This window comes from Hyphomonas sp. (assembly GCF_041398465.1).
Taxonomy (GTDB): Bacteria; Pseudomonadota; Alphaproteobacteria; order Caulobacterales; family Hyphomonadaceae; genus Hyphomonas.
Genome location: NZ_JAWKUS010000001.1, coordinates 135,365 through 149,303 on the forward strand (window position 1 = coordinate 135,365; position 13,939 = coordinate 149,303).

Below are 13,939 nucleotides of genomic sequence, written 5' to 3' on the forward strand. Positions count from 1 at the left end.
CTCTGCGCTAACCCACTCGGTGGGGGCCCCCGTACTAACGCCCAAAGCTGGTTAAAAGCCCTTTGGAGGTTAGGTGTCATGCACACTTATGCTACCCCAATTCATGTTGTACGTGAGTCCCAGCCGGACCTGCCTATTTGGTGTTTCCGTCCGGAGCGCGTCAGCGCGGCCGCAAAATGGTTCCGCGAGTCCTTCTCGGCCGAGCCCTTCTATGCCGTGAAAGCAAACCCTGGCGAGCACGTGCTGGACGCCCTCTGGGCCGGCGGCGTGCGCAGCTTTGACTGCGCCTCCGACACGGAAGTCGAACTGATCCGCACACGGTTCCCCGAAGCACGTATCGCGTTCCTGCACCCGGTGAAGAACCGCCGTGCCATTGCCCGTGCCTACAAAGAGTTTGGCGTGCGGATCTTCGTCACCGACACGATGGCGGAACTGAACAAGATCCTCGAGGAAACCGGTTACGCCAAGGACCTGACGATCATCGTGCGCGTCGCTGTTTCCTGCGACGGCGCGGCCCTGCCGCTGGCCGGCAAGTTCGGCGCAGGCGCGGATGATGCAGCAGAGATCCTGCGCGAAGCCCGCCGCCATGCCGACGAACTCGGCGTGTCGTTCCATGTCGGCAGCCAGGCCATGCAGCCGACGGCTTGGGCAACCGCCATGGCCGACGTCTCCCGCATCATCATTACCGCGGGTGTTACGGTTGACATCGTCGATGTCGGCGGCGGCTTCCCGTCGATCTATGCGGACAATGCCCCGCCTTCGCTGGACGCTTATGCCGCCATGGTCGAAGCCTCTTTCGAAAACATGTTCGTTCTCGAAAACGCTGAGCTGTGGTGCGAGCCGGGCCGTGCGCTTTGTGCAGAATCGGAAAGCCTGCTGTGCCGTGTCGAACTGGCAAAAGACGGCGCGCTCTACATCAATGACGGCTCCTATGGCGCCCTCTACGATGCCGTGCACGAACGCTGGAATTTCCCGAAACGAGCCATTTCCGGCGACGGCCGCAAGCTGCACGGCATGACGGCTTACACCGTGTACGGCCCGACCTGCGATTCGACCGACAAGTTCCCGGAAGAGATCATGCTGCCGGCCGGCCTGACCGAAGGCGACTATATCGAATTCGGCAACCTCGGCGCCTATGGGCGTGCGATGTCCAGCCGCTTCAACGGCTTCGGCGAAACCGAAGTTGTGGAAGTGCAGGATGCCCCGTGGCCGAGCCTCTACGGGTCGGTCGGTGCCGAAGTCGTGTCCATCGGGTCCAGAGCCACCCGCTGAAGTTCCGGAAAACCGTATCGCCTGAGGACGAGCGCGAGATCCGCCTCGTCCTCCGGATTGCTGGTCAGGAAGGCCTGGCCGCCGATGCCGCGCGCCTCGGTCTCTACCGGCAGCACACGGATCGTCTGGCGCGCAATCGCGGCGCCTGAGTCGACATAGCTGACCGGCTGGGGCGCGCTGGCAATCAGCTGGCCGCGCACGAGCGGAAAATGCGTACAGGCAAGCACGACCGTATCGATCTTCTCCCCGCCCGGCACCTCGAACAGGGGCGCCTGCACTTCGGCAAACCGGTCGATATGGATGTCCTCGCCGCGGGCATGCGCTTCAGCCAGGCGGACAAGCTCGATACTGCCATGCATGATGACGTGCAAATTGCCGGCGAACTTCTCGATCAGTTCCGACGTATAGGCCCGGCGGATCGTGCCCGGTGTTGCCAGCAAGCCGACTGTGCCGGTGCGGGTGAGCTGGGCCGCGGGCTTGATTGCCGGTACCGTGCCGACGACCGGGATATCAAGCACGGCGCGCACGTCAGACAGTGCCAGTGTCGAGGCCGTGTTGCAGGCGATGACGAACACGTCCGGTTTCACCCGGTCGCACAACGCCTTCGCAACTTTCGGCAGCCGCTCCCGCAGCGCCTCGTCGGATTTGTCACCGTAGGGAAAGAAACCGGAATCGGCGGCATAGTGTACGCCCAGCGCAGGGCCGAGCGCGCCAATCTCTTCCGCCACGGTCAGGCCCCCTACTCCGGAATCGAAGACGAGCACCCGCCCGCGGGCGGGAGACGGAACGAAATTGCCGGGCAGGGTCTCAGGCATGATGCAAACCTATTCGCATTCGCGAGCGGCGAAAACGGGGCAGAATTCGGGTCAATTTCTCAAGGCCAGCGCGCGTCGATGCCGTATCGGCCGGTGGTCATCTGAAAGGCGCATGGGTCTTATGACAAGAGGGGTGTAGACGAGCGGCGCCTGCACTCAATACAATGCGAATGATTATCAATTGCGAGCTACACCCATGATCACAAGCGCCCTCATCCCCACAGCTCATGCCGAGAAATACATCATCCAGCTGGCCAGGCATTGGGGACACAAATTCGATGTGACCGAAGATGCCGGCACCCGTATCATCGATTTCGGGAAGGCGCGCTGCTACCTGTCGGCCGAGCGGGACAGCCTGAAGGCGACCATCGAAACGCCGCGCGCTGATGTCGATAAACTCGAGACCGTCGTGGCCGACCACCTTAACCGCTTCGCCCATCGCGAAGGCCCGCTGAGCTTCCACTGGTCCCGCCTGCCGGAGTGACATTGCGCAGCAATGTTATTTTGAACCCCGCTCCAATCATGCTTATCTCTGTCCCGGTAACTGTCCGGATCACCGGACCGTTCTGCAGGCAGTGCGCATGATCATTTTGAGATCCTTCTTCCTGGCAGGCCTTGCCCTGTTCTTTGCGGCCCAGCAGGCGCTCTGCGCCTGTGACGTGCCGCAAGCACAGGCACACGCACCGGCTGCCATGGAGATGACGCACAGCATGCCCGCCGGACATGCCTGCGACGAGACCGAAGCGCCGTATCACGACAAATCGGCCTGCCCGCATTGCAATGCTGACTATGACCTGATCGCGCAGGTCCCTCAGGCCATGGCGGCACCGGCCCTGCCGGTCAGCACGGCCCCGGTCTTGTTCATGCCCGCCGATGCCCTGAGGGTTTCGGCCCCGCCCCTGAAACCGCCGAAATACAGGCTCTACCAGGCGTCCGGCCCGCCGCGCCTGACGCCGCTCCAGCTGAAAACCCGCCTCCTGAATTGAGACCGGCCCGGTGAGCTGTGCCTTTGCGCGCCCGCCGATGATGCCGCCCCCCCTCACTTCAGAAGGTATTCTTCCATGTTCAGCCGAAGACTATTCCTGCAGGGCAGCGCCCTGTTCGGTCTTTCATCCCTGTTGCCCGCCTGGGCGCGCAGCGCCAGCGACGGCAATACCGGCCTCCCCAAAGAGACCGCTACAGAATTCAACCTTTCCGTCGGGCGCTTCCCAGTGCGCATTGACGGACGCGCTGGTGAAGCCGTCGGCATCAATGGCACGTTGCCCGCACCACTGATCCGCTTTCGCGAAGGCGACGAGATTACGCTAAACGTGACCAACACGCTGGAGGAAGACACCAGCATTCACTGGCACGGCCTGCTTGTCCCTTTCCAGATGGATGGCGTGCCGGGCGTCACCTTCCCCGGCATCCGGCCAGGTGAAACGTTCACGTACAAATATGCCGTACCCCAATCGGGGACTTATTGGTACCATTCCCATTCCGGCCTGCAGGAGCAGGAAGGTCTCTACGGCCCGCTCATCATCGATCCGCACCATCATGACCCGGTCAGCTTCGATCGGGAATATGTGCTGGTCCTGTCCGACTGGAGCTTCGAAAGCCCGTACCGGATCTTCGCAAAGCTCAAGAAAATGAGCGATGCCTACAATTACCAGCAACGCACGGTCGGCGACTTCCTGAAGGATGCGAAGGCGCGCGGCCTCGGTGCGGCATGGGACGACCGCGCCATGTGGGGCCAGATGCGGATGTCGCCGCGAGACATCGCGGACGTGACGGGCGCGACCTATCACTACCTGATTAATGGCCATTCGACCGCCGACAACTGGAACGGCATCTTCAAGCCGGGCGAGCGCGTGCGCCTGCGGATCATCAATGCCTCGGCCATGACGATATTCAATGTCCGGCTGCCGGGCCTGCCGATGACGATCGTGTCCGCCGATGGCCTGAATGTTCAGCCGCTGGAAGTCGATGAATTCCAGATGGGCCCCGCAGAGACCTACGACGTGCTCATCGAGCCGAAGGACGAACGCGCCTATGCCTTCGTTGCCGAAAGCATCGACCGGTCCGGTCAGGCGGTCGCCACTTTCTGGCCCCAACCCGGTATGCGCGCCGAGCCCCCTGCTCTGCGCGCCGTCCCGACCCTGACCATGAAGGACATGGGCATGGATCATGGTTCCATGGGCCATGGTGACATGGACATGAGCGGGATGGATCATTCCGAAATGGATCACGCCGCCATGGGCCACGACATGGGTGGCCACGATATGGGCGATATGGCCATGGACCATTCCGGACACAGCATGACGGAAGATGCCAGCTGGCCGGTAGTGAAAAAGGACATCAAACGCGGCCCCGGGGTCGCCAACATCGCCATGATGCCGATGAGCCGTCTCGATGAACCAGGCATCGGGCTTGAAGACGTGGACCATCGCGTGATGCGCTATTCCCAGCTGAGGAGCCTCACCCGAAATCCGGACCTGCGTCCGCCCGGCCGTGAAATGGAGATCCACCTCACCTCCAATATGGAACGTTACATGTGGAGTTTCGACGGGGTGAAATTCTCAGAGGTGACGGAGCCCATCATCTTCCATGAAGGCGAGCGCCTGCGCGTGACGCTGATCAACAACACGATGATGCCGCACCCGATCCATCTGCACGGCATGTTCTTCGATCTCGTGAACGGCGGCGGTGATCACAAACCCCGCAAGCACACAGTGATCGTGAAACCGGGAGAGAAGCTGTCCTTCGACGTTTCGGCCGATCATGTTGGCGACTGGGCGTTCCACTGCCACCTGCTCTACCACATGCATGCCGGCATGATGCAGGTCGTCTCCGTCCTGCCGTCTAAGGACAAGTTACCGATGGATCATGAGCACATGGATCACGAGAAAATGGACCATGAGGTGATGGGTCATGACATGCCCATGGAACAGGAATTGCCAATGGATCACGACATGATGGACCATTCTGCCATGGGCCATGACAAGCACGGGGAGATGAAGTGATGCGCAGAACACTCTTTTCCGCGTTCGCCGCACTCACCATTGCCGCCAGCGCCTCGGCCCAGACGCATGACCATCCTGGTGCCTCCTCAGAGGACAAGCCCTGGTCGCAGGCCGATGCCTATTTCGACCCGGCCGAGATGGATGCCGCCCGTGCGCATGCCCAATCGCATTCGGGCAACACAGCCTTCGCCATGGTCCGGTTCGACCGTCTGGAAGCTCAGTCCTCTGACGGGGAAACCACCGGCGTCTGGGATGCCGACGCCTGGTATGGCGGCGACGTCAACAAGATCTGGCTGAAAACCGAAGGAGAATATTCCTTCGAGGACAGCGACCTTGAAGAAGCTGAAGTCCAGCTGCTCTGGTCCCGCGCCATATCGCGCTACTTCGACCTGCAAACGGGCGTGCGCTACGATTTCGAGCCGAAAGGTCAGGCCCATGCCGTGCTCGGCGTTCAGGGCCTTGCCCCCTACTGGTTCGAAGTGGACGGCGCGGCTTTCCTGAGTGAGTCAGGTGACCTGACCGCCAGTTTCGAGGCCGAATACGAGCTGCTGCTGACCAATCGGCTGATCCTGCAACCCCGGCTGGAAGCGAACTTCTCGGCGCAGGATATTCCGGAACGGGATCTCGGCTCAGGCCTGACAGACATTCAGGCTGGTCTGCGCCTGCGCTATGAAATCCGCCGGGAATTCGCTCCCTATATCGGTATCAAATACCAGAGCGCCTTCGGCAGCACGGCAGACAGGATCAAGGCCGCCGGCGGGGAAGCTGACGACACGCGTTTCGTCACTGGCATCCGCACCTGGTACTGACCCGGCCTGTCCAGACTGAATCAACGCCTCAGAACCCTTTGATTCATTTGAATTAAAGGGTTCTGCATCGCCTATGGCATGAGCCTTGTTGTGCAATGCAGCATAGAGGCGTACTGTCCAGTCAAGAAAAGGATACCGGACTGATGGAATATTGGCTCATGCCTTGGCGCGCGACGCTCTCCGTTGCGGCTGCCACGCTCGAAACCACGCTGGTCATGCAGAAGAGCCTCGCCGGCCTGACAGGGATGAGCGGTTTCGAACCGCTGGACGAAAACCGCCTGCGCGATGCCTTCCATGCCGCCGCTGACGTCAACCTGCGCCGCTGGGGCGATACGGCAGAGATGCTGCAGAACATGCCGGCCTGGTACCGTGACCTCGGCCGCATGCCGGGCGACCTGATGACCGACTGGTTCGACGCGCATCACCGGTCTGCGACCGCGGAATAAAGCGCGCGTCTACTCTGTTTCCGGCTTGCGGCGCATTGCCGGCAGCCAGACTCCGAAGGCAGACCCCTTCTCCATCACCGTTTCCACCGCCATGCCGCCGCGATGGTGCGCCATGATGTGTTTCACAATGGCAAGGCCAAGCCCGGTACCGGTAATCTTGCCGCCCCGGCTCTGGTCGGTCCGGTAAAAGCGCTCGCCAAGGCGCGGCAGGTGCTGGCGCTCGATCCCCGGGCCTTCATCCTCGACCCGAACCCAGACAGCCGGTTCGCCCGGCCCCGGACGGTTCACTGACTGAAGCAGCGTCATCCGCTCACTGTCGTCCCACGCCTGACCGGCTTTCGCGCGTGCCTCGACCGTATCGGCGGCGAAGCCATAGGTGACGCGCACAGCCCCACCCTTGCGGCAATATTTAATTGCATTGGAAATCAGGTTCTCGACCACCTGGATCAACTCGTCCCGGTTGCCGATCACCGGCAGCGGCGTGTCGATGCCGGACACGTCCAGCAGGACGCCGCGCTCATCCGCAAGCCCCTCAAGCGCGGCTGCGCCGGAGCCCATCACATCCTGCATGTCCACCTGATCACGCGGCGCGACCTGTTCGGACGACTCGATCCGGGACAGGGAAAGGAGATCAGAAATCAGGCGCGACATGCGTTCCGATTCGACCGCCATGATGTCCAGAAACCGGCCCCAGCTTTCCGTGTCGTCCTTTGCCGGGCCGCGCATTGTTTCGATGAATCCGGAGAGCGCCGTCAGCGGTGTACGCAGTTCGTGGCTGGCATTGGCGATGAAGTCCGAACGCGCGCGCGCGGCACGGCGCAGCGGCGTCAGGTCTTCCAGGACGATCAGCACACGGCCGGCGTCCAGCGGCCGGGAGACATGCGCACGCCAGGTTTCATTCGGGCCCGCATCGACATCCACCGCCAGCGGGGCATCAACCTTGGTATGAATAGCCTTTTCGATCGCGGACAGCAGCGCGGGCGACCGGATGACCGTCGAAGCACGCGGCCGGACCCGGTTATCGAGGCGCAGGATGTCCTCCGCCTCGGCATTGAAGGCAACGATCCGCTCGTCAAAATCGATCTCGAAGGCAGGCAATGGCAGCGCCTTGAGCGGGATGGACGCTGTCGAAGGGCTGGGCATGACATTGTCGGGCGCGCCGTCGGTCACGGTGGACGCCGGTATGACGGTCGCCGATCCGACATAGTAGGCCCAGGCGACGGCACCAGCGGCTATCAGTGCCGCAGCGGCTTCAACGAAGCCGATGGAACCTGTCACCAGAAGCAGAACCAGCACCGCCGCGAAACACGAAATGAGCACAACAAAGTCTCGGACCCGCAATGTTGTTGCGCGCCTGACGCCTTTTTCGGCGCCCTTGTTCGTCGAATTGATCAGCGCTTCACTCATGCCGTTTTCAGGCCGGACCTCTTCCATGCTCACATAGGTTCTAGGCGCTATCGCGACATCGGAAAGATGCCAAGCCCTGCATGAACGCAACCCTTCCCCAGCGTGAAAGCTTAACCTGCATGTAATTATTGATTTTCGATAATTTCTCATTGACAGTCGAGTAGAGCCCGCGTAACGCACTGCAGATACAGACAGGAGCAATGCCTAAGGCATGAAACGATCAATCCTCTTCGCGGGCACAGCAATTCTTGCAGCGTGCGCCTCTTCTCCGGCAAATATTGGCGGTTTGGCAGGCGAACGCGTTGATTTCTTTGCGCAAGCACCTGATGCACCGGCAGATTGGTCGGCCACAGGTGTTGCCGGAAAGGCGCCCAAAGGCGACTGGATGAGCCAGTTCAATGACACGGTGATGGAGTCACTGGTGTCTGAGGCACTCGAAAACAATCCGTCCCTGAAGTCCCGCGCCGCCGCCATGCGGGCAGCAGAAGCCGCAACCCGCACAGCACGGTCAGCCGGCCGACCCAGCTTCGATGCCTCGGTAACCGCCGGCGCGACTTCAACCGGCGTGCAGACCGCCACGGGAACAGACCGGGTTGATAGCGAATTTTATGGCGTCGGCCTCGATGCCAGCTGGGAACTCGACCTCTGGGGCCGCATCGGCGCATCGGTAAATGCCGCAGAGGCTGATTATGCCGCCTCGGACGCCGATCTCGCAGCAGCAGAGCTGTCGCTCGCCGCCCAGACGGCCATTGCCTGGATCAATCTGAACGAGGCGCTGGCGCAGGAACGCGTCGCCGAGCTGACCTACGACGCCCGCGACCGCGTGCGCTTGCTGACCGAGCGACGCTTCCAGCGCGGACTCGTCGATGCGCTCGACGTTCGGACCGCCCGTTCGGCGCTTGCAAATGCCGAAGCGGCGATCGCGACCCGCCGGCAATTCACCGGTGAAGCGGCGCGCCGCCTTGAAATTCTTCTTGGCCGCTACCCGGCGGCAGAGATCGCTGCGTCGGCAGAAATTCCGACGCTTGGTCCGCTGGAGCCGGAAGGCAACCCCGCCCTTCTGCTGTCGCGCCGGCCGGATATTGCCGCGTCGGAGGCACGGATCGAAGCAGCAGGTATGCGCGCTGAATCCGCCCGGCTCGCCATGATGCCGTCCTTCGTCCTGTCGGCCAGCGCGTCGACCAGCGAAAGCGACCTTGCTGACGCGTTCGACCCGGAACGGATCGCGGCCCGACTTGTGGCTAACCTCATTGCGCCGATCTTCAGGGGCGGACGCCTTGATGCCCAACGCGACGCTGCCGTCGCACAGGCCGAAGCTGCTGTTGCAAACTATGCAAGCGCGGCACTATCCGCCTGGGGTGATGTTGAAAACGCCCTCGCCGCAGACAAATACCTCGCCGACCAGGAAGAAGCGCAGGCGCGCGCGCTTGAAGAAGCCCGCTTGGCCGAGGATCTTGCCCTTCGCAAGTACACGACCAGCGGCACACTGACGATCTTCAACCTGATCGACGCCCAGACACGTCGGCTGACCGCAGAAAGCCAGCTGATCTCGGTCCGCGCCAACCGCGCCACCAACCGTATTGCCTATCACATCGCCCTCGGCGGCGGCCTCCCGGTCCAGACCGCCACGACCGAAACGACGCCCGCCGCAGCCGCCGCAGAGTAAGCCCCAGGAGTGCCTCCCATGGCCCGTATTATCGCCATTGCCGCCCCCATCGCCATCATCGCCGTTCTCGGTGTCGGCGGAACCGTTGTTCTGCAGAATTTGAAGCCCGAACCGGAGAAGGCTGAAGAAGCCCGCGTCGGTCTCAACGTCTTCGCCGAACAGGTTCGCCGGGGCGACCTGCAGATCACAGTCGAAGCCCAGGGCGAAGTGCGTCCGCGCCGCGAAATCGTCGTCGCACCACAGATCTCCGGCCGGATCGCCTATGTTTCGCCCGACTTCATCGATGGCGGCTTTATCAAGCAGGGCCAGTTGCTGGTCCGCGTTGAGGCCGCCGACTATGAACTGGCCGTTGTCCGTGCCCGCTCGGGCGTGGCGTCTGCCGAACAGGGGCTGACCCGCGAAATCGCCGAAGCCGAACTGGCCCAGCAGGACATCGAAGACCTCGGCATCACCGACGTCTCCCCGCTGGCCCGCCGCGAACCGCAGCTGGCCCAGGCCCGTGCCGCCCTCGATGCCGCCAAGGCACAATTGAAAGACGCCGAACTGGCGCTGGAACGTACCGCCGTTTACGCCCCCTTCTCCGGCAGGGTGTGGGAGCGCGATGTGGATATCGGTCAGGTCGTTGCCACTGGCCAGTCGCTCGGCCGGATTTTTGCCAACGACGTCGTTGAAGTTTCGCTGCCGCTGGACGACGAGGAAATGGGCCGCCTCGGCCTGCCGCTCGCCTTCGCAGCCAGCGACCAGCAGCCGGGTCCGAAGGTCGACTTCTCGGCGACGGTTGGTGGGATCGAACGCCACTGGACGGGTGAAGTTGTCCGGACGGCCGCGGCCGTGAACACCCAGACGCGCCAGATCAACGTGATCGCCGAACTGCAAGACCCATATGGCAAGGGCGCCGATGACGGCGCGCCTATGGCGCCGGGCCTGTTCGTCAGTGCCGTGATCGAAGGTAACACCATCCCGGATGTTCTGATTGCACCTCGCGCGTCCCTGCGTGGTGACGACCGGATCTTCATCGGCGATACCGAAAAGGGCACGCTGTCGGTCCGCACGGTCGACCTGATCTATTCCGACCCGCACGGCGCCTATGTCCGCACGGGCATCGATGAGGGTGAGTTTGCGATCACTTCGCCGATCCAGGCCGCCTTCGACGGTATGAACATTACTGTGATGGAACGTCAGCCCGACGGCACCATCAAGACCTTTGAACCGGTGGAAGACACATCGGACGAGGACAAGACCGAGGAAACAGCCATGCGCCTGACCAGCGCCAAGGGAGCGTCCGAATGAACGGGATCGTCGCCTGGTTCGCCCGCAACGCGGTTGCCGCGAACCTTCTCATGATCGTCTGCTTCGTCGGGGGCATCTTCGGATATACCGCGATGGAGCGGGAAATGTTCCCGGTCGGAACGTTCAACGGCGCGACCGTGTCGATGGCCTGGCCCGGCGCATCGCCGCAGGACATCGAAGAGCAGATCGTCACGCGGATCGAGGAGGCGGTGGCCGATCTCGACGGCGTGAAGCGTATCACGTCAACCTCTTCGGAAGGGTTCGGTTCGGTAAACGTCGAAGGTCAGAACGATATCGACATGATGCAGTTCCTGGACGAAGTGAAACTTCGCATCGACCAGATCAACAATTTGCCGCAAGCCGCGTTCCAGCCACAGGTGCGGCGCTGGGAACAGCGCGGCCAGTTCATGGGCCTTGCAGTCCATGGCAAGGTCGATGGCCGGGAGCTGAAACGTCTCGGAGACCGGGTGCGCGACGACATCGCCCAATTGCCCGGCGGTGAACTTGCCGAACTGCAGGGCACGCTGGACGAGCAGGTGAACATCGAAGTTACCGAGAAATCCCTGCGCCGTTTTGGCCTGAGCTTCGGCGACGTGGCGAACGCCATCCGGCAGTCCTCGCTGAACTCGTCCGGCGGACGGATCGAATCCTCGACAGGTGATGTTTCCATCACGACACGCCAACTGGCTGACACGAAAGACCAGTTCAACAACATCATTATCCGCCAGACCACGGAAGAAGGCACTGTCCGCGTCGAGGATGTTGCCAATGTCATCGACGGCTTTGTCTCCGACAAGTTCAGTGCGCTCTATGGCGGTGAACCGACTGCCTTTGTCATGATCCGTGCGCCGGACAAGATGGATGTCGTGAAGTACACTCAGGGCTTCCGCGACTATGTCGAGCGGGCCAACGATCCCAAAAACGGCATCCTGCCTCAGGGCGTGAAGATCGACATCCTCTGGGATGATTCCGAAGCCTTCAATGACCGCATGCACCTGATCATGTCGTCCGCGTTGCAGGGCGCAGTACTGGTGTTGATCGTGCTGTTGCTGTTCCTCCGCCCGACGGTTGCCCTGTGGGTTACGGTTGGCATCATGACCGCATTCGGCGGCGGCATCCTGATCCTGCCTTATCTCGGGGTGTCGTGGAACATTCTCTCCACATTTGCGGTGCTTCTGGTGATCGGGGTGATCGTGGACGATGCCATCGTTGTGGGGGAGAATATCCACAAGGAAGTCGAAAGCGGCCGGCGCGAAGGCCTGGATGCCGCGATCGTTGGTACCCAGATGGTTCTGAAGCCGATCATCTTCGGCGTTCTGACCACGATCATCGCCTTTCTTCCCTGGGCATTTCTCAGCGGCCCGGAGCGGCAGTTCACCCAGCAAATTACCTTCGTTGTAGTCGCGGCCCTCTCCTTCTCCATCGTTGAGTGCATGCTGATCCTTCCGGCGCACCTGGCGCACATGAAGAAGCAGAGCTTTGATGGCGCCAGCGGTGCGTTCATGAAGGTCCAGCGGCGGATTGCCGACAGCCTGCTCTGGTTCGCCAACAACATCTACAAGCCAATGCTCGAATTTGCGATACGCTTCCGGTACGCAACGATGGCGTTCTTCTTCTGCCTCTTCTACCTGGCCTTCAGCCTGTCCAGCATGAAATTTGTGCCGTTCCAGTTCATGCCCGAGATTGAGGCAGACCTGATCCAGGTACAGATCGAAATGCCGGACGGCACGCCGTATGAGCGCCTGATCCAGGTTCGCGACCAGCTACAGGCTGGAATCGAGCTCAGCGAACAGCAGACGAAGGACGAACATCCTGAAATCGAGGGTGGCCTAATCCGGGATGCGTCTGTGATTGCCTACGGCACGAATGTCCGCGCTTTTGTCGGCCTCGCCGCACCGGAAGACCGTCCGGACACGATCCGCTCCAAAGACCTCGCGGAAATCGTGCGTGCCAATGTTGGAGAAATCCAGGATGCCGAGGAAATCAATTTCGCCTTCACATTCAACGACCATGACGCAGGCGTCCGGGTTGCCCTGAGTAACCAGAACCTCGACCAATTGCGTGAAGCGGCCGATGTCGTGAAAGCGCATCTGGCAACCTATGCCAATGCCTACGATATTGGTGATAACCTCTCTTCAGCCGCCGAAGAAATTCAGATCAGCATGAAACCCGGCGCCGAAACGCTCGGTGTCACGCTGGCCGATGTTTCGCGGCAGCTGCGCCAAGCCTATTATGGCGAAGAGGTTCAACGCCTTCCACGTGATGGTGATGACGTTCGCGTCATGGTGCGCCTGCCTGAAGCTGCGCGGGAGAATCTCGACAGCCTGAATACGCTTCGTGTCCGCACGGCAGATGGCCGTGAGATCCCGGTGACGCAGGTTGCCGACTTCTCCTATGCCCCCGGCATCAACCGCATTCTGCGGCGCGACCGGATGCGCTCGGTCTATGTCTTTGCCGAAGTGAAAGGCGAAGGCGGCCGCGGAGAAATCATGGCTGATATGGAAGCGAATTTCTGGCCTGAATTCCAGAAGCAGTTCCCAGACGTGAAACGCGGCGAAGCTGGCGGGTTCGAAGAAGAAAACGAGTTCATGAACTCCATTGGCCGTCTGACCCTGATGGCGATCGGTGCGATGTACATCCTGCTGGCAATCGCCTTCCGGTCCTATGCACAGCCGGTTCTGCTGATGATGGCCCTGCCATTCGCCTATGCCGGGGCCCTGTTCGGTCTCTGGTTCTTTGACACACCGATGGCGCTGTTCTCCTTCTTCGGGATTGCCGCTGCCGCCGGCGTGGTCATCAACGACAACCTGGTCCTGATTGATTATGTCAACAAACGCCGGGAAGAAGGCGCGGGCGCCGTCCAGGCCCTGGTCGATGCGGGCGTGTCACGTTTCCGCCCGATCCTGCTGACATCGCTGACGACCATGGTCGGGATCCTGCCTCTGCTCTCGCAACGCTCCGTACAGGCCCAGTTCCTGAAACCAATGCTTGTGGCGCTTGGCTCGGCAGTCGGGTTCGCAATCTTTATCTCGCTGTTCCTCGTTCCGGCGCTTTACGTCATCGGGGCGGAGGTCAAACGAATCTTCGCCTGGACCTGGGGCGGGCAACCCTTCCGGCACATTGGCGATGGATATTCCGGTCATGTCACGATCGACGAAGAAGAATTGATCGGCACGAGCGGAGGCAGTGGCAGTCCGCCCATGGCACCAGCGGAATGATCTGCTACCAACTT

General features: G+C 61.4%; 11 protein-coding genes. 9 read left to right on the forward strand and 2 right to left on the reverse strand.

Annotation, left to right across the window (positions count from 1 at the left end):
* The first annotated feature begins 78 nt into the window (after positions 1 to 78).
* The gene (locus tag R3C98_RS00645) at positions 79 to 1,272 is read left to right on the forward strand and encodes a type III PLP-dependent enzyme (protein WP_371312177.1); all 1,194 of its coding nucleotides are present in this window, start codon (positions 79 to 81) and stop codon (positions 1,270 to 1,272) included.
* On the opposite strand, the gene murI is transcribed toward R3C98_RS00645, so the two are convergent.
* Entirely contained in the window at positions 1,218 to 2,087 is an 870-nt protein-coding gene (gene murI, locus R3C98_RS00650) for a glutamate racemase (protein ID WP_371312178.1), read from the reverse strand. The two genes, R3C98_RS00645 and murI, sit on opposite strands and share 55 nt — an antisense overlap.
* Before the next feature lie 196 nt (positions 2,088 to 2,283).
* On the opposite strand from murI, the gene R3C98_RS00655 reads away from it, so the two are divergent.
* The 5 genes from R3C98_RS00655 (at position 2,284) to R3C98_RS00675 (ending at position 6,344) form a co-directional block, all read left to right on the forward strand.
* On the forward strand, positions 2,284 to 2,571 hold the full coding sequence (locus R3C98_RS00655) for a DUF2218 domain-containing protein (RefSeq protein ID WP_371312179.1): 288 nt from the start codon (positions 2,284 to 2,286) through the stop codon (positions 2,569 to 2,571).
* Positions 2,572 to 2,668: 97 nt separating this feature from the next.
* The gene (locus R3C98_RS00660) at positions 2,669 to 3,073 is read left to right on the forward strand and encodes a hypothetical protein (RefSeq protein ID WP_371312180.1); all 405 of its coding nucleotides are present in this window, start codon (positions 2,669 to 2,671) and stop codon (positions 3,071 to 3,073) included.
* Between the two features lie 75 nt (positions 3,074 to 3,148).
* Positions 3,149 to 5,089, forward strand: a complete 1,941-nt coding sequence (locus R3C98_RS00665) for a copper resistance system multicopper oxidase (protein ID WP_371312181.1) — start codon at positions 3,149 to 3,151, stop codon at positions 5,087 to 5,089.
* A complete protein-coding gene (locus R3C98_RS00670) occupies positions 5,089 to 5,898 on the forward strand; it encodes a copper resistance protein B (protein ID WP_371312182.1) in 810 nt (269 codons plus the stop codon). Before R3C98_RS00665 ends, R3C98_RS00670 begins: the two co-directional genes overlap by 1 nt.
* Positions 5,899 to 6,041: 143 nt before the next feature.
* On the forward strand, positions 6,042 to 6,344 hold the full coding sequence (locus R3C98_RS00675; protein WP_371312183.1) for a hypothetical protein: 303 nt from the start codon (positions 6,042 to 6,044) through the stop codon (positions 6,342 to 6,344).
* Positions 6,345 to 6,353: 9 nt separating this feature from the next.
* Here R3C98_RS00675 and R3C98_RS00680 read toward each other — a convergent pair whose 3' ends face one another.
* Positions 6,354 to 7,751 (reverse strand): ATP-binding protein, encoded by a 1,398-nt coding sequence (locus R3C98_RS00680; RefSeq protein WP_371312184.1) that lies wholly within the window; start codon positions 7,749 to 7,751, stop codon positions 6,354 to 6,356.
* 211 nt (positions 7,752 to 7,962) lie between these two features.
* Here R3C98_RS00680 and R3C98_RS00685 point away from each other — a divergent pair, with 211 nt between their 5' ends.
* Genes R3C98_RS00685 through R3C98_RS00695 form a run of 3 tightly spaced genes read left to right on the forward strand, consistent with a single transcriptional unit; the run spans position 7,963 to position 13,925 of the window.
* On the forward strand, positions 7,963 to 9,417 hold the full coding sequence (locus R3C98_RS00685) for an efflux transporter outer membrane subunit (RefSeq protein ID WP_371312185.1): 1,455 nt from the start codon (positions 7,963 to 7,965) through the stop codon (positions 9,415 to 9,417).
* Positions 9,418 to 9,435: 18 nt separating this feature from the next.
* On the forward strand, positions 9,436 to 10,707 hold the full coding sequence (locus R3C98_RS00690; RefSeq protein WP_371312186.1) for an efflux RND transporter periplasmic adaptor subunit: 1,272 nt from the start codon (positions 9,436 to 9,438) through the stop codon (positions 10,705 to 10,707).
* Positions 10,704 to 13,925, forward strand: a complete 3,222-nt coding sequence (locus R3C98_RS00695; RefSeq protein ID WP_371312187.1) for an efflux RND transporter permease subunit — start codon at positions 10,704 to 10,706, stop codon at positions 13,923 to 13,925. The genes R3C98_RS00690 and R3C98_RS00695 overlap by 4 nt, the downstream gene beginning before the upstream one ends.
* Positions 13,926 to 13,939: the final 14 nt, after the last annotated feature.

What these genes read in the sequence shown, in the direction of transcription:
- R3C98_RS00645 (WP_371312177.1), top strand. Translation starts at nt 79, where the DNA reads ATGCACACTTATGCTACCCCAATTCATGTTGTACGTGAGTCCCAGCCG.
- murI (WP_371312178.1), bottom strand. Translation starts at nt 2,087, where the DNA reads ATGCCTGAGACCCTGCCCGGCAATTTCGTTCCGTCTCCCGCCCGCGGG.
- R3C98_RS00655 (WP_371312179.1), top strand. Translation starts at nt 2,284, where the DNA reads ATGATCACAAGCGCCCTCATCCCCACAGCTCATGCCGAGAAATACATC.
- R3C98_RS00660 (WP_371312180.1), top strand. Translation starts at nt 2,669, where the DNA reads ATGATCATTTTGAGATCCTTCTTCCTGGCAGGCCTTGCCCTGTTCTTT.
- R3C98_RS00665 (WP_371312181.1), top strand. Translation starts at nt 3,149, where the DNA reads ATGTTCAGCCGAAGACTATTCCTGCAGGGCAGCGCCCTGTTCGGTCTT.
- R3C98_RS00670 (WP_371312182.1), top strand. Translation starts at nt 5,089, where the DNA reads ATGCGCAGAACACTCTTTTCCGCGTTCGCCGCACTCACCATTGCCGCC.
- R3C98_RS00675 (WP_371312183.1), top strand. Translation starts at nt 6,042, where the DNA reads ATGGAATATTGGCTCATGCCTTGGCGCGCGACGCTCTCCGTTGCGGCT.
- R3C98_RS00680 (WP_371312184.1), bottom strand. Translation starts at nt 7,751, where the DNA reads ATGAGTGAAGCGCTGATCAATTCGACGAACAAGGGCGCCGAAAAAGGC.
- R3C98_RS00685 (WP_371312185.1), top strand. Translation starts at nt 7,963, where the DNA reads ATGAAACGATCAATCCTCTTCGCGGGCACAGCAATTCTTGCAGCGTGC.
- R3C98_RS00690 (WP_371312186.1), top strand. Translation starts at nt 9,436, where the DNA reads ATGGCCCGTATTATCGCCATTGCCGCCCCCATCGCCATCATCGCCGTT.
- R3C98_RS00695 (WP_371312187.1), top strand. Translation starts at nt 10,704, where the DNA reads ATGAACGGGATCGTCGCCTGGTTCGCCCGCAACGCGGTTGCCGCGAAC.